Below are 17884 nucleotides of genomic sequence, written 5' to 3'. Positions count from 1 at the left end.
AACCATCGCAATCGAGATAGGAGCCCGATTACCCGGGACCCCTCTCACAACACCTAGCATGCGGGTCCCCCCAAGATCGATGAATACGGTGCGTTTCGCCTCAAGGGTGCAAGCGATAGCCAGCACTCTTCAAGAATAAACAAGCCCTCGGCGGCTAGGTACTCGTTGGATAAAGCTCGCTGGACACCTGACGTCGCGGAAAGACGCTCTGTCTGCCAAACAACGCGGGCCCTTGCCGCTCATCGCAAAGCCACGAGCGACACGATAGGACACGCCCAACGACATCAGATTCTTCAGACGGGTCTTCGATTTCCGCCACTGTTTCCAGTAACAGGCTCGTACCCGACGACCCGATTTGATCAGTTTGGGGCATTTGTCCAAGCTGGCGAACGTTGTCTTCACTTGATCCAACGCGAAGTAGCCTAACCAAACACGAGCGTAGACGCGAAACGCTGCATAGCGTGATTTCATCGATACGCCGCGATTTCTACGAAAGATCTCGCAGACACGTTTCTTGAGTGCCAAGAGCTTCTTCTTGCTCACGCGAATTTGGCCGCCGTAGCCGCGAAACTCGTAGCCTACGTACTCAAGCCCATTCGTCTTGCGGATGCTGCTCTTGTCGTGATTGACGGACAATTTCAGACGCTCGGTCAAGAAGCGTTCGATGCTCCCGTACACACGCTGCGCCGCCGCTTCGGTCTTTGTGAAAATCACAAAGTCGTTGGCATAGCTGGCACCATTCGTTCCATTTGACCAGACTCCAACCGGCCTCGTGCCGGTGGTGAATAAGATTGACTGGCTACGACACCGCAGGCCAATCGAACCCCATCTCCCCACTGGCCTCGTGCCAGTGGCAACGGGACGAACGCGACTTGAGATGGCCAGTGATCGTCCTTGCTTCCACCGGCACGAGGCCGGAGGGGAGCCAAGCGAATCGACTGCTTCTTTGTAGCTCATCAGTCTTGCTTCCACCGGGTCAAGCCCGGATGGAGAGCGAGGAAGCATCAGAGTTCATCGGTGGTTCGTTCCTTGTCTTGTGACGTTCGGGCCTTTCTGTCGCCGTTGGACTCGGCGGATCACTCCTATGCCTTCTGCTGCCGACTTCGATCGTGGGTTCGTGTTATCACGGTCCACCCTGCGTTGGAGCAAGCTCTACTAGCGGGCACAGTATGAAGTCCTCCCCAAATAAGGGACGTTTCAAGACGCGACGGTCTTGAAACTCGTGATCTATCCCCGCCAAAGCTCCTCATCTACCTCCACCAACTTTTCCGGTTCGGTTTCGCTGTCAGCAGCCAGCGGATTTTTGGGAATCGCACAGCGATGGGCCTGCAGTGTCGGCCTCTATAGGGTTTCTGTTCCGTGCTACTGCAAGCTCCGCGCGGACCTGATGGGTCTTGGCGTGAATGCGTCTGGAGACGAATTGCGTTGAACCTTGCCCGAATCAGCAAGATTGACCTTATGACCCGGACGGTTCTCGGCGGCTATCCAGCTTGACGCTCACATTCGCAGGCTTCCTCCCCACGGTTTGTCATCTCCCCGCAGTTGCCCTCGCCTCGTACTTACTTCGTTGGGATTTACATTTGCTTACTTCGTTGGGATTTACATTTGGTATACTGTCTCCTATTGGAAGTAACCGGAACTAAGTACAGCGGACTTTCACCCCACAAGATCACGCCCATGTTGGGCGTACTGCAACGGAGCGTCGGTGGTCACGTTTTAACTTTTTTTGCAAGCTATTCGCCGACGCCCGGTGATAGCTAGCGTTCGCTCACAGTTACATGACACACCCACCAACACCCGTCTTTGTTTCGTCCACGTTCGCGGACCTTCAGGAACATCGAAAAGCGGTGTGTGACGCGCTTCGTCAAGGCGGCTTTCTCGACATAGCGATGGAGTACATGGGCGCCCGTGACGAACGGCCTCAGAACGTGTGCCTTCGGATGATTGCCGAGGAGTCCGACTATTTCGTTGGGATTTACGCTCACCGTTACGGATACGTTCCCGATGACTCGGGCGTCTCAATCACTGAGGCTGAATATCATGCTGCGGGTAATTCAGACTTAAAGCGTCTGGTGTACGTCGTTGATCAAAAGACACCCTGGATTCCCGAGTACATTGACTCAGGCAAGCACGCCGAAAAACTTGCGCAGTTCAAGGGACTTCTAGGCAAGCGACACGTCTGGAAGACGTTTACCTCGCCCGACAATCTTGCCAAGAGTGTGCTCGCCGATCTTGGTCGCGAGGTGCGCAGCGCACAACTGAAAACGGTCGATCAAAATAGTCCAGACTCATTGGACGCATCGGAATGGACGAATGAAAGGCCGACTCGGTATCAGCGACGCCGCTTCACGGAGCTTGTTCACGTAATTGAGCCGTCAAGCAAACCGAACCAAGAATACGATATTCTCATCTACCTCTTTCGACATCGTCCCGACAATGCTGGCAGTCCATTTGGACTAGACGATGTCACGAAGGCTGAGTTCCTTTTGGGACCGTCATGGAAAAACCGAGTATTTGCTTGCGACAACGACGGCGGATACATCGGTATTAAGGTTTCGGCGTTCGGCACATTCTTGTGTTTGTGTCGCGTGACGTTTGCCAATGGGGAAACCGCGATTCTTGATCGGTACATTGACTTTGAATCAGATGGGACGCCGCAACGTAATGAGCGAACAATGTCGTGAACTGGAGCGGCCGACAACGCGGGTCGTGAAAATCAGAGTTTCTTGGCAGCCGTTCCCCGAATAAAGATTGGTGTGACTCGAATCGCTGAAATGCACCTCGATGCGCGACGAGCAGACGGCGAGAGTCGTAGGTTGTGCATCGCGATTTCCACGCCCGAGCGTGACCCGAACGATCCACAGGGCAATACGTATCGGACGCTTCTTGAGGTCGACGGGTTCTTCAAACCACGGTACATCTACGGCGAGGGATCGCTCCAATCATTGACTTTGACTATTCCAATACTCGAAGAATCGCTCGCGCATATTCCAGCACGCGGATGGACGTTGTACTATCCTGGTACCGACGACGTTGCATCGCCCGATCTTCATCTCTTCGGACGCTCGAAGAAATAACAATGCCTTTCAATCGCATTCAGTGACGCAAACACAAACAACGGAAATCGGGGAACAACGCGATGCACGACGAGCGGCGAAGTCCAGTTGCTTGAAGTGGTTGATCGCTCGTCGCCGCCACGTGATCGTCGCCGTTCCGCCACAAAGAAGACTCGATGACGACGCATCTGCCAACTGACTTTCTTGACAAATGCTCAGCCTCTGAACGCACGCAAGTCGAGCAGTGGTGGGACTCGTTCAATGACAGCAATCGCGACGACGTCCGCGTGTTGCTTGATCGGCGTCATGAATCTCTTGCGTACGTTTTCGCAAGCGCCGAGCACGGGAACGTCGACTGGCACACGATCCCCTTCGTTGACGATGAACTTCCGATTGAAGACGACGACCACGAAAACGAATGGAAACTTGACTACTTCCACCATCTGCTCGACCAGCCCAGATTTTCGCTTGGACAAGACATTGTTGTTCGTACATTTCATATTTGCTCGATGCACTTGTCTGCAATCAACGCTCATCGAAATGGCATCATTGATTCGTCGTTTTGTTGTTTGGATCGCAATCCCGAATGTCCCATTGTTCGGTTCATGACTGGTTTTGATTCGACTAAGCTCATCGGCTACACTTCAACGTCACACCAAAGCATTTGGTTGTGCAAACGAAAAGAAGGGACGAAACCATGCGATTCAACGGAGCCGGGCTTGCGAGGTTTCACGAATGGACAATCAACTTTCCCGACTCCGTGATGCGGGGCGTTCGTCGCATTCGAATACTCGTCGCTGGGTTTACGCGATACATCAAGACCTTTACCGTGAAGACACAGATCTACAAAGCAGGGCAAGCATTGAATTCGGCGCCGATCAACGTTCGTGCTCGGCGGCTCGCTGGTGTAGTCAAGATCACGTTCGGTGTTGGGGCCGTACTAATCACGGTTGCATCCATCGCTGCGCAAGTATTGGGTGAAGGAACCGCGACGAAAATGATTCTCTTCACCGGGTTTGCAGCATCGCAGGTTTGCTTTGTATCTGTCATAGCTTATGCGTGCGTAAACAGGTGATCGATAGCGCAGTCACGTCAGATCACCGTGGACGATGTCGCCTCCATTCAGTTTTCAGCCCTTACAAGACTTCGACAGAACCATGCCAATCGAGATAGGAGCCCGGTTGCCCGGGACCCTTCTCACATCACCTAGCATGCGGGTCCGCCCAGGATCGATGAATACAGTGCGTTTCGCCTCAAGAATGTAAGCGATAGCCAGCACTCTTCAAGAATAAACAAGCCCTCGGCGGCTAGGTACTCGTTGGATAAAGCTCGCTGGACACCTGACGTCGCGGAAAGACGCTCTGTCTGCCAAACAACGCGGGCCCTTGCCGCTCATCGCAAAGCCACGAGCGACACGACAGGACACGCCCAACGACATCCGTTTCCGCAGCCGGGTTTCTTGAATGCCAAGAGCTTCTTCTCGCTCACGCGAGTTTGGCCGCCAAAACCACGAAACTCGTAGCCCACGTACTCAAGCCCATCCGTCTTGCGGATGCTGCTCTTGTCGTGATTGACGGACAATTTCAGACGCTCGGTCAAGAAGCGTTCGATGCTCCCGTACACGCGCTGCGCCACCGCTTCGGTCTTTGTGAAAATCACAAAGTCGTCTGCATAGCTGTTACCATTCGTTCGATTTGACCAGACTCCAACCGGCCTCGTGCCGGTGGTGAATAAGATTGACTGGCTACGACACCGCAGGCCAATCGAACCCCATCTCCCCACCGGCCTCGTGCCGGTGGCAACGGGACGAACGCGACTTGAGATGGCCAGTGATCGTCCTTGCTTCCACCGGCACGAGGCCGGAGGGGAGCCAAGCGAATCGACTGCTTCTTTGTAGCTCATCAGTCTTGATTCCACCGGGTCAAGCCCGGATGGAGAGCGAGGAAGCATCAGAGTTCATCGGTGGTTCGTTCCTTGTCTTGTGACGTTCACGCCTTTGTGTCGCCGTTGGACTCGGCGGGTCACTCCTATGCCTTCTGCTGCCGACTTCGATCGTGGGTTCGTGTTATCACGGTCCACCCTGCGTTGGAGCAAGCTCTACGAGCGGGCACAGGATGAAGCCCTCCCCAAATAAGGGACGTCCGTTTGGTCGATGGAGACCATCGATTTTTCACGGACACGTGATCTGTTCCCGTCACTGTATTCATTGCTTGTTGGGCCACATCTACCTGTGCCCTGCTTTTCCGGTTCGGTTTCGCTGTCAGCAGCCAGCTCACCTAGGGTCATCGGCCTCAATGTGATTTCTGTACCACGTTGCTGCATGCTGCGCGCGAACCTGACGGGTCTTGGCGTGGATGTGGACGGCACGAGTAGCCGTGGGAATTCTATCCGATTCAGTTCTCGTCGAACCGCACGTTCCTCTGGCCGGAGCCGTCTTTCCGAGCACATCCGCAGGCTTCCTCCCCACGGTTTGTCGCCTTGTGCGCAGTTGCCGGGCATCTTGGAGACAGGGCCTAGTACTTCATCTTGAAAGATTACATTTGGTATACTGCCTTTCGTTTCAAGCTTCGTTTTCGTACAGGGGACTGGCTTCCCGAAGGAAGCGGCACCCCACAAGATCACGCCCATGTTGGGCGTACTGATGGACCCAAGCCGCGGGTGTCGTCGTTTCAAACCACAGAGACCGCCGCCGCGACTGGGTGATCTCGCCGCTATCCGATAGAGGCAACATGCAACCTTCGATAGAACTAATCGAATCCGTTGGCTGCAAGCCACGAAAACCGACGTCCACCAAAGCGGCTCAACGCTACTTCGACGACATGGGAATCGCCTCAGTCAAACCGCTGGCTCGATTCTATGAGACATGCAACGGCGGCAAGGTCAAACGCCTTGGTTGTCGGTTTTACCCGTTATCGGAGGCAGTTTTCACATGGAGCGCATTCGACTTCACAATGGACCTCCGCTTTCTGCCGTTCTTCGTATCGGAGAACAACGAATCCGATCCGGTCGTTGTCGGAATCGATGGTCCGATACGCGGTTTGGTTTTCCAGATGTGTCACGACAACAACTCTCGCATTCTCGCACCCAACATTCCTGCATTTCTTCGGTCACTCAAATCGCAAGATGATGACATCTATTTTGCGATCGAAGACAACTCCTTCGTTTACCCGAAGAATGCACTCACCAAAGCGGAAGAAACGACGTTCGCAAAGCTAATGGCACGAACACACGAGAATCAATATCACGATTCAGAGGCATCACGGATTACTGAGCTCGCACTGAGCATGGTAAATGATTCTCAACTCGTTGATTTACTAGACCCTTTACCACGCGAAGATCGCAATTCACAGTTTTACCTAAAGCGAAGATTGGATGCGATTGGTAGTAAGAAGGCGAAAGCGTTAGCCAAGAAGGTTTCACCAGCGCTTAAGTAAAACGAACGGATAACCATCGCATCCACCGAAGTCGGGCTTGCGCGGTTTAAGAAATGGACACTCAACTTTCCCGACTCGGTGGTGCAATTTGTTGAACCTTATCGGGCCTTCGTTGGTTGAGTTCGTGTTGATGCGAGAAGTGGTCTTGGTTTGTGGCTTAGGAGTACGCATCCTTGCGAGGACGGAGGCTTTGGCTTCGTTGCCAACCAACTTCAAGTCCTGACTGAGCTTCTTCTTGCATTCGCACCCCGCTTCTTCTTTCGCCCGCCGCTGGGGCGCAATTGGCCTTGCACAGACGGTATGTTGCAAGGTGTTTGCGACCGCCTTCGGGGTCTGCTGGGGCGAGGTTCTACCCACCGTCGGTGCGCTGTCGCGACCGACGGCTACCTTCTTTGACCGACTTCGCGGTCGGGGGAGCCATGTTGCATGAACGGCGTCTTTGCTGTGTTGATGCTGATGGTTTGGGCGACGGCTCTCGATTGTGTCGACGGATTCGACTACGCCTGCGATCGCTTAAAAGGGGCTGGGGGTTTTAATCGCGAGGGGGTTTTAATCGCGACATGGGAGCCAACAACCCTTACAGAACGCCGACCAAGATCGACTCGGTTGAGACGCCGGTCCGCACAGTTCATCCCGATTGGCGATGGATGGTTTCCATGGTTCACGTACTTTCAGCAGTGCCTCTGTATGCATTGTTCTTCTCGTCGCACGGTGAAGCGGGCTGGAAACTTACATGCCACGGTTATTGCTCGATTTCCTTGTTTGACTTCGGTTCAGTAGGACTGCGATTCGTGTTGCCACCCTTACTGGCGGTATTGCCGACTGCCACAACATCACTTGTGTTTTGGTATTTCTATCACAACTGCAATCCCGCACGAAAAGCCACGGGCCGCAACTTCGGCTTCCTGCTTGTCGGCATCATGCTTGCCGGCACAAATGCTTCGCTGTACGATCCGATTGAATAGTCAACGCATCTGATAGGGACAGAGCACTTTGCTGGGGTAATAGAGCGTTCTGCTTTGGGTGAATCGGTGTGCGCGGCAGCGAAGAGTGCGTCGTAGCAGGGCTTGATCGACGTGAGGGAGCGATTTCACCAGCAACAAAGTGCTCATTCTGGTCCGATATTTTTTTGCCCACACATTTTTTTGCCCTTGCTGTCTGTTCTTTGTCACAACGCGGTTCCGCTAGGGCAAGCTGGGCTTTATGCCGCTGGTCCATTGAAACGCGGCTGTGCTGGAAGTTACAACGAATCAAGACGGCCAAGCGTGGAGATGGCGGTGCCGCATTTCGTCATGCACAGCATGACCTACGTCAGACGGTTTGTTGCGACGAGTTCTCTGCGACGACCTTCGGAGACTGCTGATTTAGTGAGCCGCAAGGCGCTAGCCGCGGGCCTAATGGTGTTGACGAAACCCTTCGAGGCCCGTGGCTAGCGCCATCGGCTCACAGACACAACGCAACACGACTAAATCAGCAGTCTCCTTCGGGGTCCGTTGGGGCGAGGTTCTACTCACCGTCGGTGCGCAGTCGCGACCGACGGCTACCGTCTGTGATCGGCTTCGCGGTCGGGGAAATCATTGGGGCGTGAGCTAGAAGGACTCCTGGCAGGTTGAAAACCTGCCCCACGGAACGCGGCCTCTTGTTGCCGCACGATGAGTGCCACGAATTCGCTTGAAGCCAAGCCGAAGGCGTCGACGCGACCACCATCCGGACTGCCCCGCAGAGCCAATCGCCGCAGCCGCCTGTGTCTGTCGGCTTCGGGTGAAACCGGGCTCGCCACGTTTCGTTTCGCCCCATGCCGAGTTATCCTGTATCGGCTCCTTCCCCCACAAGCTTCTTGCAGAGAAAGTTGACTTCATGCCACATTCGACACGTCGATCGTTCTTGAAACAGTCTGCCATCGGCGGACTTTTCATGGGGATTTCGGCCAAGAGTTATCGCGACACCTTTGCGGCGGAATCACCCAGTGAGAGAGTTCGGGTCGGCATGATCGGCGTGGGCAATCAGGGCGGGCCGAGAAACAACATGAAGTACCTGCTGGGAAACATCGAGGCGTTCTGCGACCTGGACGCAAACTATCTGTCCGAAGCGGCAGCTTTTTTAAAAAAGGAAACGGGGCGCGACGCCGTCATGACGGACGATTATCGACGCCTGCTGGATTCCAAGGACATCGATGCGGTCGTCGTTACGGTTCCCGATCAATGGCACGCACTGATGACAATCGAAGCCTGCCAGGCGGGCAAGGATGTTTATTGCGAAAAACCGCTCACGCTGATGATCGGCGAGGGCCGCCCGATGATCGATGCCGCTCGAAAACACGGTCGCGTTGTGCAAACCGGTACCATGCAACGCAGCGGCTTGGAATTTAAACTGGCAGTCCAATTGGTTCAAAATGGTTTGATCGGCAAGGTCCGCGAAGTGAACGTGACTTTGCCCGGCCCGAACTGGATCGCCCGTGCCGGGATGCCGGTTCCCGACAGTGCCCCGCCGGAGGGTTTTGATTTTGATCGTTGGCTCGGCCCCGCTCCCCAGCGAGCGTACAACAAGAATCGTGTTCACTACTTGTTCCGATTCTTTTGGGATTACAGTGGAGGGCAACAAACCAACTTCGGCGCCCACCACCTCGACATCGCTCAATGGGGATTGGGCATGGATGACAGCGGGCCGATCAGCGTCGAGGGCACTGCGGTCTATCAGCCCGACGGCTGGTACGAAACGCCCGACTCGACCGACATCCGATACACGTACGAGAGCGGCGTGGTGCTGAACTGTCGACAGACACCGGGTGCACCGAGCAAATCACAGGGGACGCAGTTTGTCGGCGACAAAGGCAGCTTGTTCGTTTATCGCGGCGGCTTGATCGCCGATCCGCCGGAGTTGCTCAAAGAAGTCGAGATCCCCAAGATCGTCAACTCCGCCGCGAACTTTGCCCATTTCAACGACTTTCTGGACTGCGTCAAAACGCGAAACAAGCCAGCGGCGGACATCAGCATCGGTCACCGCTCGGCCACGGTTTGCCACTTGGGTAACATTGCCGTCCGAACGGGCAAGAAGCTCCAGTGGGACCCCGCAAGTGAAACGGTGGTGGGCGATCCAGAGGCGGCAAAATGGCTGACAAAGGAATACCGAGCCCCTTATCAACTCGCTAACGGATAATCACTGATGAGTTCCGGTTCGCAGCCTGATGCGTTTGGTGGAAACCAATCCGATGGTATTTGGGGGATTGCCTGCTTGCCTGAGCGCATGGGCATCTCCGCTGAAACAGCGAATCGGCGACCGGATGGCGGGAACGACGGTTGTGTTGTCTTCGTATCCCTATCGACGCAAAGAAGAAGCGAAAGAGATTGACCGGAGAAGCCCGCTTGCCTGACGATGATACACACCCGAGCGTCCCCGTCAGATTTGGGCGATTGTCGCGGTGGCTCTTGCGAATGGATGTCTCCATTCAAATTCTGATTGCCTTAATCCTGGGCATTCTCTGTGGTTTGTTCTTTGGTGAACTTTGCGGACGTCTATCGATCGTCGGAGACGTGTTCATCGGTCTGTTGCGGATGACGGTGTTGCCGTATATCGCGATCACGTTGATTGCCAGTCTTGGGAAACTGACGCTCAGCAATAGTCGCAGGCTGGCCATCGTGGGCGTGAGCGTGCTGACCGGACTGTGGACGATCTGTCTGATCACGATCTGGCTTTTGGCCGCTTCGTTTCCAGACATCCAGTCGGGCTCTTTTTTCAGCACGGCGATGATCCAGTCCACGCCGAAACCGGACCTGATGTCGTATTTCGTTCCGTCCAACATCTTTCAGTCACTTGCCGGCAACCATGTCCCTGCGATCGTCGTCTTTAGCATCTTTTGCGGCGTTGCATTGGCGAGAACCGATCGCCGAGGTGTGCTGTTGGAACAGTTGGACGTTGCCGCCGGAGCGTTGATGGGAGTCAGCAGGTTTGTGACCCGTTTGGCGCCGATCGGAATCTTTGCCATTGCGGCCAGCACCGCGGGGACGGTTTCACTGGCAGAAATCAGTCGGCTGCAAGCCTATCTGGTTGCGTACATCGCCGGCTCATTGTTTCTGGGATTCATCGTTTTGCCCGGGTTGGTGGTCGCAGTAACACCGCTGACGTATCGACAGGTCTTGTTCGTCGTCAAAGAACCGATGTTGACCGCGTTTGCGACCGGCAAGCTGATCGTGGTGTTGCCGATGTTGATCGAGAACACTGAACGCCTTTTCAAACGAGACGATCTGATCTCTGGCGAAGTCGAATCGCCCGCGGTCGATGCGTTGTACGGAACGGCGTATCCCTTTCCCCACATCGGCAAACTTCTGAGTCTGCTATTCATCCCTTTTGCGGCTTGGTTCTTGGGTGTGCCGTTTCGTTCGTCGGACTATCCGGGTTTTCTAGGGTCAGGCCTGTTTGCATTCTTTGGTGGTCCGGTCGTAGCGATCCCTTTTCTGTTGGACCAGATGCACCTGCCTCATGACATGTTCCAGCTCTATTTGGTATCTGGAGTGGTCGGAGAACGATTCGGTGACGCAGTCGGAGTCATGCACTTGGCTGCCTTTACCATGATCTCGGTATTCGCCTTCAACGGCAGGCTGAGAATCAACTTGGCCAAAGGCATCCGATATGTTCTGGCGACGGCGGTCATCGGAGGAATGTTCTTGGGTGGCGTACAGTTTTTTCTCTATGGTGTGGTCCAAGAATCGCCGCCGCGGGCCGAGATCATCGAACGCATGCAACTGCTCCATGAAGCGGTCGAAAGCAAGGTGATCCTGGTGCCTACCCCTAACCCCGATCCACTATTGGACGGCGAGCGGTTGATGGACAGGATTCGGCGACGCGGCGTCTTGCGTGTGGGATACAACGAAGACAAGGTTCCCTTCGCGTTTTTCAACGCCCGAGGAACCCTGGTCGGCTATGACGTCGAGATGGCCCATGCGTTGGCGAAAGACATTGCGGTGAAGCTTGAATTTGTTCGATTTGAACGTTCGACTTTGGTCGAGCAACTCAAAGCGGATCACTTTGACGTCGTCATGTCCGGATTGGTGGGCACCTTGGAACGGGCTCAAGCGATGCAGCACACCGAAAGCTACCTGGATGTCAACCTTGCGCTTGCGGTTCCCGATTTCCGAGTCCACGAGTTCAAGACGCTCAAAGCGATACGTGAGCACGGAGATCTGACCATCGGGCTGGTGGACCTGAGCCGCGGATTTGTGGAACGCTTGAAAGCCGCATTGCCGGACGTCACGATTGTCGAGATCGGCAACAACCTAGAGTTTTTTCAGGGTCAACATCCCGAGTTGGACGCGTTGCTGATCAGCGCGGAGAGCGGTTCCGCATTCACATTGATGCATCCCGAGTACGAAGTGGTCATTCCCAGAGACGTCAACGTTCAACTGCCGCTTTTTTATGTCATCGGAAACAACGACGCCAAAATGAGGGACTTCTTGGAGCACTGGATCGAGTTGAGACGCAAGGACGGGACCGCGCAGGAGTTTTATGATCACTGGGTGTTGGGCAAGACAGCCGAAGCGTCAACGCCACGCTGGTCAGTCATCCGCGACTACCTGCACTGGATCGAATGATCACGCAGATGCGCCGGTTGGATCGGACTCGATGATGACATCGCGGAGTGCTAGGCGAAGCGGATCGTCGTCTGAGTTACAGAATCCCCAGTGGAGATGCCGTCGCCAGCCTTCCGCGTGTTCGAACTGGCGGCTCATTCGGCCGACTTCGCGACTGAGTTGGCGTGTGGTTTCCAGATAGCTGTCCATTCCTTGGCTGACATCCAACCACTCCTTTTGACTAGCGTGACACGCCAGGGCTTCGATCTTTTTCTCGATCAGATCCGTGCTGTCGACGTAGAAATGCGGGACCACCAGTTCGCCCAGTGGCGTGCGGTTGCCGACGGGTTGAGCGTGGTAGACCGTCACCGGTTCGTAATAGGATTCGACCGGCGGGATGCTTTCCAGATTCGGCATGCCGTGAGAGAACGCGGCGCTGACGGCGAGCCGGCAACTGATCTCGTGGTCTTCCATGTAGTCACTCGGCGAGTGGGTCAAAACGATGCTGGCCTTGGAGGCTCGAACGATCGCGGTGACCTTCTGCAGATTCTCGGTCGTGTAGACCGCTTCCATGTCCGAGTAGATCGGCGGATAGAACTTTGCACCGAGGACTTCACAGCTCCGTTTGGCTTCCTCCAATCGAACCGCCGCGCATTCTTGACGCGACATGGTCGTGCTGCCGCGTGATCCGTCGCACAAATTGACGTAGTGCAAATCCCAGCCGCGGCGGGCGAGTTGCAGGAGCGTTCCGCCCATCAAGATTTCGATGTCATCGGGGTGGGCACAGATGGCGAGAGCAGCAGGCATGATGGTGGGGCAGGATGAGGGGAGTGAGGGAGGGGGAGCAAGTAACGCGGCGTGGTAGGTGAGTACGCAGACTTCTGGCACCGACCACGACATGATAACGAAATTCAGTTCGGCGGGGCGCTCATAGATACGAAACGTCGGTGACTGGCTTAACCCCGGACCGTTCAAACGTTGAGGTTGTGGCACTGTGGCGTTTTGCAAGTTTCTGTCACCTCTCCCGGCGCAGGAGACTGATGATTAGTGAGCCGCAAGGCACTAGCCCGGATGATTCATGCGGATGATTGATTTTAGCGCAAACAGATTCTTGACAATGAGTTGTGACATCGTTGGGAAATGCAGATTGTTTTTCATAACCCGGGCTAGTGCATCGTCCAGTCTTGATTTTGGGGTTAGCCGTTTTGGCGTTAGCCACGGTTGAGTCGCGAAAACCGTGGCTAACGCCAAAACGGCTCATTTATCAAACCCACGTTCCAAGACTGGACGATGCACTAGCGGCTTGCCACTCACCATTGCAGGGCGCAACACGATGAAATCAGCAGTCTCGTTCCGTGGCGGAGGTGACAGTTGCGCATTACGGCTCAAGACGTATGGCTTGTGTTTGGGCGGATGGTGGTGTTCGTTTTCGACTTTCCAAGTCGATAGCGTGCCCCGGCCTACACGTCGCGGATCATTCCAGGACAAACAGGGAGGCTTCCTCGAGACTGATGAGGCCTTTGGCGGCTTTGGCAAGCGCGCTGACTCGCAGCGGGCGCATGCCTTCCTTGATGGCTTGTTCACGCAACGCGGCGATCGATGCGTCTTTGAAGATCATGTCTTTGAATCGCGAGGACATCGGCAGGACTTCAAAGATTCCCACTCGGCCCTTGAAGCCGCTGCCGTTGCAGTTGGGGCAACCGCGTCCGGCGCAAAAGGTAGCTTGACCGGCAAACTTTTCCGAAATCCGCAACGCGGCCAAGTGTTGTTCGGTCACGTTGATCTGGACTTTGCAATAGTCGCAAATTCGACGTGTCAAGCGTTGCGCCAAGACGACGTTCAGACCGCTACAAATCAGGAACGGCTCGACCCCCATGTCTTTGAGTCGCGCGACGGCGGAGACGGTGTCGTTGGTGTGCAAGGTGGAGAGCACCATGTGGCCGGTCAAAGCGGCTTGAAAGGACACGTTCGCGGTTTCTTCGTCGCGGATTTCGCCGACGAGGATCACGTCAGGGTCCTGCCGCAACAACAGCCTCAGGACTTGCGGGAAATCCATGTTGAGGTCGCGGCGGACGTTGATCTGGTTGATGCCAAAGACATTGAACTCGACGGGATCTTCGATCGTGGTCACGTTGCGATCAAGTTGGTTCAGTCGCGAGATCGCAGAATACAACGTCGTGGTTTTTCCCGATCCGGTGGGGCCGGTGACCAGGCACATGCCATACTGGCGACTGATGGCTTCGATCATCAGTTGAGAGTCTCGCTGCGACATGCCCAGTTGGGTCAGATCCCCGCGTAGTTCGGACGCGTCGACGACTCGCAAAACGATTTTTTCGCCGAACAGGGTTGGGACGGAGGAGACACGGTAGTCGATCGAGCGGCCTTCGATGATCATCCTCAAGCGGCCTTCCTGTGGCCGCCTGCGTTCGGAGATATCGAGGTTACTGATGACTTTGAAACGGGTGGAGATCTGCGGATAGTCATCCAGCGGACCGGCGGCGACTTGCAGCAACGCGCCATCGACTCGGACGCGTGCCCGAAAGGCTTGCTCGAACGGTTCCAGGTGAATGTCCGATGCGCCGCGCAAGTAGGCTTCGGCAAAAATCAGGTTACAGAACTCGACGTTGTCCTTGGACGCGCGATCGGGTTGTTTTTCTTCCTGCTCCTTGTCCGCTTCCCAGGTGGTGATGGATTTGGCGAGGGTCTTGGCATTCTTCATGGGGCGTAGGTATCGATGAGGTCCGGCTCGTGGGCTACTCGTTGGCTTGTCCCTTGATCGTTCGCTGGGCGACCTTCCAGGCTTCGATCAGGTGCTCCGCGTATTGCTCGGGGGTCAGCAGGACATCGGGATGGGCATCGAGGCAGTCGATTTCGATCAGCCAGCCGTCGTCATAGGGGGCCGCGTTGATCAGAGACGGATCATCGAGGGTTTGCGAATTGATCGCGGAAAACGTGCCGGCAATGGGAGCGTAGAGATCACTCTCGGCCTTCTTGCTTTCGATGGCACCGATGTGCATTCGGTGGGTGATCGTCTGAGGCGGCTCGACGACCCAGTCGAGGAAATAGACGTCTTGGAGCAGCCGGACGGCGTACTGAGTCAGGCCAAATCGCCATCGCAGTCCGCCCTGGTGGGCGGCCCACATGTGATTCTTTGCATACGAACGATCGTTGGGGAACGTCGCCGTGAATTCGCCCATCGCGAACGAGAACTCGTTGCCGTCGCTCACGTGTATCGCACGTTTTGGTGTTCGGGTTCAAAGAACGCTGGCAGCATGGCATCCACACGCAGCAAGCCGTAGCGTGTCAAACGAATTGTGTTGTCTTGGATCGTCGCCCATCCTTCGTTGACATAGCGATCCCACTCGGCTTGCCAATGCGCGACGATATCGACGCCGAACTTGTTGCGAAAATGATCGACGTCGAGATAGCCGCGTTTGAGCAACAGGATCATTTCACGGATCAGACGCTGGTGATCGGTGGGGACAAAGCCGCGTCCCAGAGGCAGTTTGCCGGATTCGATCGTGCTGAGGTACAGTTCCAGCTCGGCGATGTTCTGGTAGTGGACTCCGCTGGCGTGTCCAAAACTGGCGATGCCGGTGGCCAGCAGGTCGGCGCCCAGCCAAAGGTTATCTCGATAGGAGAAGTTCACTTTGTTGGGATCTTTGACGACGGTGTAAGCGCTACTGACGCTGTAACCCGCCGCCATGAACTCGTTGAACGCGTAGTCCACCCACGCGCGTTTGGTGGCCCAATCGGCGACGGGGCTATCGGAATGCTTGTCCAAGATGTCTTTGCTGTAGACGGTATTGAAGGGCAGCTCCATCTGGTAGATCGTCACGCTTTCAGGAGAAAGCTCCAGTGTGCGACGGACGTTCTCGCGCCAGTTGTCCCAGGTTTCGCCGACCATGCCGGAGATCAAATCGATGTTGACGTTAGGAAAGTTAGCAGCGGTGATCCATTCCCAAGCGTTGAAGACCTGTTTGGAAAGGTGGGCGCGGCCGTTTTCCTCCAGCAATGCGTCAGAGAAGTTTTCTACACCGAGACTCAGTCGGGTCACTCCCATCACATCGCGAAGTGTCTTGACCTTGGTTTCGCTCAAGGTTCCGGGCTCACACTCAAAGGTGACTTCCTCGGCCCCGTCCCAAGTGATGTGTTCGCGGAGGCGGTCGGCGAGTTTCGTCAGTTGTTTGGGGGACAGAAAGCTTGGGGTGCCACCGCCGAAATAGACAAAGCGAAACGGGCGCTGCCCCATCACGGGCAACTGGCTGACCAGCGAGATTTCATTGCACAAAGCGTCGACGTACCGTTGGACTTCGGCGGCGTTGACGTCCGTGAAGACCTTGAAGTAGCAGAATTTGCAGCGTTTTCTGCAAAATGGAATGTGCAGATACAGCCCCAGCGGAGTCGATTCTGCCGCGTCGGTGTGCAGAGCCGTTTCAACGGCTGGTAGCTGCTCCTTTTTCCACTGGCTGTAAGGCGGATAGTTGGAAATGAAGTAGCTGCCGACTTCGGTTTTGTTTTCACTGTCAACAGATGACATGTGGACGGACCGGGGGTTGAAAGGGAATTGGCAGGTGGTGTGTGAGTGCCAAGGAACTCGGCGTCAATCGTTGGTAGCGAATGTAATAGTGTAATGCCGTGGGGAGTCAGACGCAGGAATCGAGCAACTCTGTCCAGTTAATTTTCAGCGGCAAAGCACCTGACGACGCCGTTGTCGTCCGCGATGAACAATTCGGTATCGGTCACGGCGGGGGCAGCGACAAAGGCACCGCGGATTTCGTAGGACCATAGCGGTTTTCCGTCGGCCAACGACAGGCGAATCAGGCGTCCGTCGCTGGCGGCGATCCAGACATCCTCGCCGGCGATGACGGGTGACGCATCGGCGCGTCGTCGGAGGGTATGACGCCACATCCGCTTGCCTGTGTCGGCGGACAGGCAGTCGACTTGTTTGCGTTGACTGCTGACGATCACACGGTCATCGGCAACGGCGGGGCTGTTGCGATACTCTTGTTGGACTTCGTCATCGATGTAGCTCCAGATCTGTTTTTGTTGTTTCCAATCAAACGCGAGGACGGCGCCGTCCATGATGGGCAGAAAGACACGGTCGCCGGACACGGCTGGCGTGCTGCCAGTGGGGCCGCCGAGCGGCAACTTTTCGCCGGAGCCCTTGCCGGTTTTGAGGTCGATGACATGCAGTTGTCCGTCGCATCCGCCCAGAAAGGTCCGATCGCCAGCGATGGTGGGACTGCATTGGATCTGGTCTTCTGCTTGATAGGTCCAGACCGGCGAGCCGTCTTTGGCGGCAAAGCAGTACAGTTTGCCGTCTTGGCTGGCGACCAGGACGTTGGAATCAAAGTACGCAGCGGAACCACTGATCTCGCCATCGGTCTGTGCTTTCCAAAGTTCTTTGCCGCTGCCCGATTCCAGGGCGTACACGTTTCCTTCGACATCGCCGATGAACAAGACGTTGTCGCGGACCAGGGGCGAGGCCGAGAATCCGGTGTCAAAATCTTGCATCCACTGTTGCTTGCCCGTGGCCCGGTCGAGCGAGTAGATTTTGCCGAACACGTCAGCCACAAAAACGCTTTTGTCAACAACGACGGGAGTTGTCTCAAACGCTTCGGCACCTTGAAACTCCCAGCGTTGGACGAGTTTTTCCGGCAAGCTGGTTTTGCTGCTGCCTGAGGAATGCTGGTCCCCACGCGGCGTGGGCCAGTCCTTGTCGGCCTGGGCGATTACCGACCAAGACGCGAAAAACAAAAAAAGCAATGCCCGCGATCCCCTGAAAAGACCGATCTGCTTGGTTAAAACGAGCGGTTTTCCCCGCCTG

16 protein-coding genes are annotated in these 17884 nt (G+C 55.5%); 8 read left to right on the top strand and 8 right to left on the bottom strand.

Annotated elements, in window-relative coordinates:
- Positions 1-129 precede the first annotated feature (129 nt).
- Positions 130-714 (bottom strand): group II intron maturase-specific domain-containing protein, encoded by a 585-nt coding sequence (locus tag Pla52nx_RS24130; RefSeq protein WP_231742595.1) that lies wholly within the window; start codon positions 712-714, stop codon positions 130-132.
- Between the two features lie 1064 nt (positions 715-1778).
- Here Pla52nx_RS24130 and Pla52nx_RS24125 point away from each other — a divergent pair.
- Entirely contained in the window at positions 1779-2684 is a 906-nt protein-coding gene (locus Pla52nx_RS24125; protein ID WP_146522883.1) for a DUF4062 domain-containing protein, read from the top strand.
- Positions 2685-2756: 72 nt separating this feature from the next.
- Complete coding sequence (locus Pla52nx_RS24120; protein WP_146522884.1) at positions 2757-3077, top strand: hypothetical protein; 321 nt, start codon at positions 2757-2759, stop codon at positions 3075-3077.
- A gap of 194 nt (positions 3078-3271) precedes the next feature.
- Here the strand turns inward: Pla52nx_RS24120 and Pla52nx_RS24115 are convergent, their stop codons facing one another.
- Positions 3272-3556 (bottom strand): hypothetical protein, encoded by a 285-nt coding sequence (locus Pla52nx_RS24115; protein WP_146522885.1) that lies wholly within the window; start codon positions 3554-3556, stop codon positions 3272-3274.
- 197 nt (positions 3557-3753) lie between these two features.
- Between Pla52nx_RS24115 and Pla52nx_RS24110 the strand changes: the two genes are divergently transcribed.
- Entirely contained in the window at positions 3754-4131 is a 378-nt protein-coding gene (locus tag Pla52nx_RS24110; protein WP_146522886.1) for a hypothetical protein, read from the top strand.
- A 317-nt stretch (positions 4132-4448) separates the two neighbouring features.
- Here Pla52nx_RS24110 and Pla52nx_RS24105 read toward each other — a convergent pair whose 3' ends face one another.
- On the bottom strand, positions 4449-4958 hold the full coding sequence (locus Pla52nx_RS24105; protein WP_261344281.1) for a reverse transcriptase domain-containing protein: 510 nt from the start codon (positions 4956-4958) through the stop codon (positions 4449-4451).
- Between the two features lie 827 nt (positions 4959-5785).
- Here Pla52nx_RS24105 and Pla52nx_RS24100 point away from each other — a divergent pair.
- The 5 genes from Pla52nx_RS24100 to Pla52nx_RS24080 all read left to right on the top strand — a co-directional run bounded on the left by Pla52nx_RS24100 (position 5786) and on the right by Pla52nx_RS24080 (position 12075).
- On the top strand, positions 5786-6490 hold the full coding sequence (locus tag Pla52nx_RS24100; protein WP_146522887.1) for a hypothetical protein: 705 nt from the start codon (positions 5786-5788) through the stop codon (positions 6488-6490).
- Between the two features lie 656 nt (positions 6491-7146).
- Positions 7147-7455: a hypothetical protein gene (locus tag Pla52nx_RS24095; protein WP_146522888.1), complete on the top strand. Its 309-nt coding sequence runs from the start codon at positions 7147-7149 to the stop codon at positions 7453-7455.
- Between the two features lie 892 nt (positions 7456-8347).
- Positions 8348-9646 carry a Gfo/Idh/MocA family protein gene (locus Pla52nx_RS24090; protein ID WP_146522889.1) on the top strand — a complete coding sequence of 433 codons (1299 nt, stop codon included), beginning with the start codon at positions 8348-8350 and terminating at the stop codon, positions 9644-9646.
- 28 nt (positions 9647-9674) lie between these two features.
- Positions 9675-9860 carry a hypothetical protein gene (locus tag Pla52nx_RS24085; protein WP_146522890.1) on the top strand — a complete coding sequence of 62 codons (186 nt, stop codon included), beginning with the start codon at positions 9675-9677 and terminating at the stop codon, positions 9858-9860.
- Positions 9853-12075 (top strand): cation:dicarboxylate symporter family transporter, encoded by a 2223-nt coding sequence (locus Pla52nx_RS24080; protein ID WP_146522891.1) that lies wholly within the window; start codon positions 9853-9855, stop codon positions 12073-12075. The genes Pla52nx_RS24085 and Pla52nx_RS24080 overlap by 8 nt, the downstream gene beginning before the upstream one ends.
- Here Pla52nx_RS24080 and Pla52nx_RS24075 read toward each other — a convergent pair whose 3' ends face one another.
- The 5 genes from Pla52nx_RS24075 to Pla52nx_RS24055 form a co-directional block, all read right to left on the bottom strand.
- On the bottom strand, positions 12076-12861 hold the full coding sequence (locus Pla52nx_RS24075) for a PIG-L deacetylase family protein (protein ID WP_146522892.1): 786 nt from the start codon (positions 12859-12861) through the stop codon (positions 12076-12078). It abuts the gene before it with no gap.
- 667 nt (positions 12862-13528) lie between these two features.
- On the bottom strand, positions 13529-14773 hold the full coding sequence (locus Pla52nx_RS24070; RefSeq protein ID WP_146522893.1) for a GspE/PulE family protein: 1245 nt from the start codon (positions 14771-14773) through the stop codon (positions 13529-13531).
- A gap of 34 nt (positions 14774-14807) precedes the next feature.
- On the bottom strand, positions 14808-15251 hold the full coding sequence (locus tag Pla52nx_RS24065) for a glycine cleavage system protein H (RefSeq protein WP_146522967.1): 444 nt from the start codon (positions 15249-15251) through the stop codon (positions 14808-14810).
- Positions 15252-15277: 26 nt separating this feature from the next.
- The gene (locus Pla52nx_RS24060) at positions 15278-16594 is read right to left on the bottom strand and encodes a coproporphyrinogen-III oxidase family protein (RefSeq protein ID WP_146522894.1); all 1317 of its coding nucleotides are present in this window, start codon (positions 16592-16594) and stop codon (positions 15278-15280) included.
- 137 nt (positions 16595-16731) lie between these two features.
- Positions 16732-17823: a PQQ-binding-like beta-propeller repeat protein gene (locus Pla52nx_RS24055; RefSeq protein ID WP_197455015.1), complete on the bottom strand. Its 1092-nt coding sequence runs from the start codon at positions 17821-17823 to the stop codon at positions 16732-16734.
- Between the last annotated feature and the right edge of the window lie 61 nt (positions 17824-17884).

The sequence above is a fragment of the Stieleria varia genome, from assembly GCF_038443385.1.
Lineage (GTDB): Bacteria > Planctomycetota > Planctomycetia > Pirellulales > Pirellulaceae > Stieleria > Stieleria varia.
The sequence above is the reverse complement of the archived record's forward strand: the minus strand, read 5'-3'. Positions and strand labels throughout refer to the sequence as shown.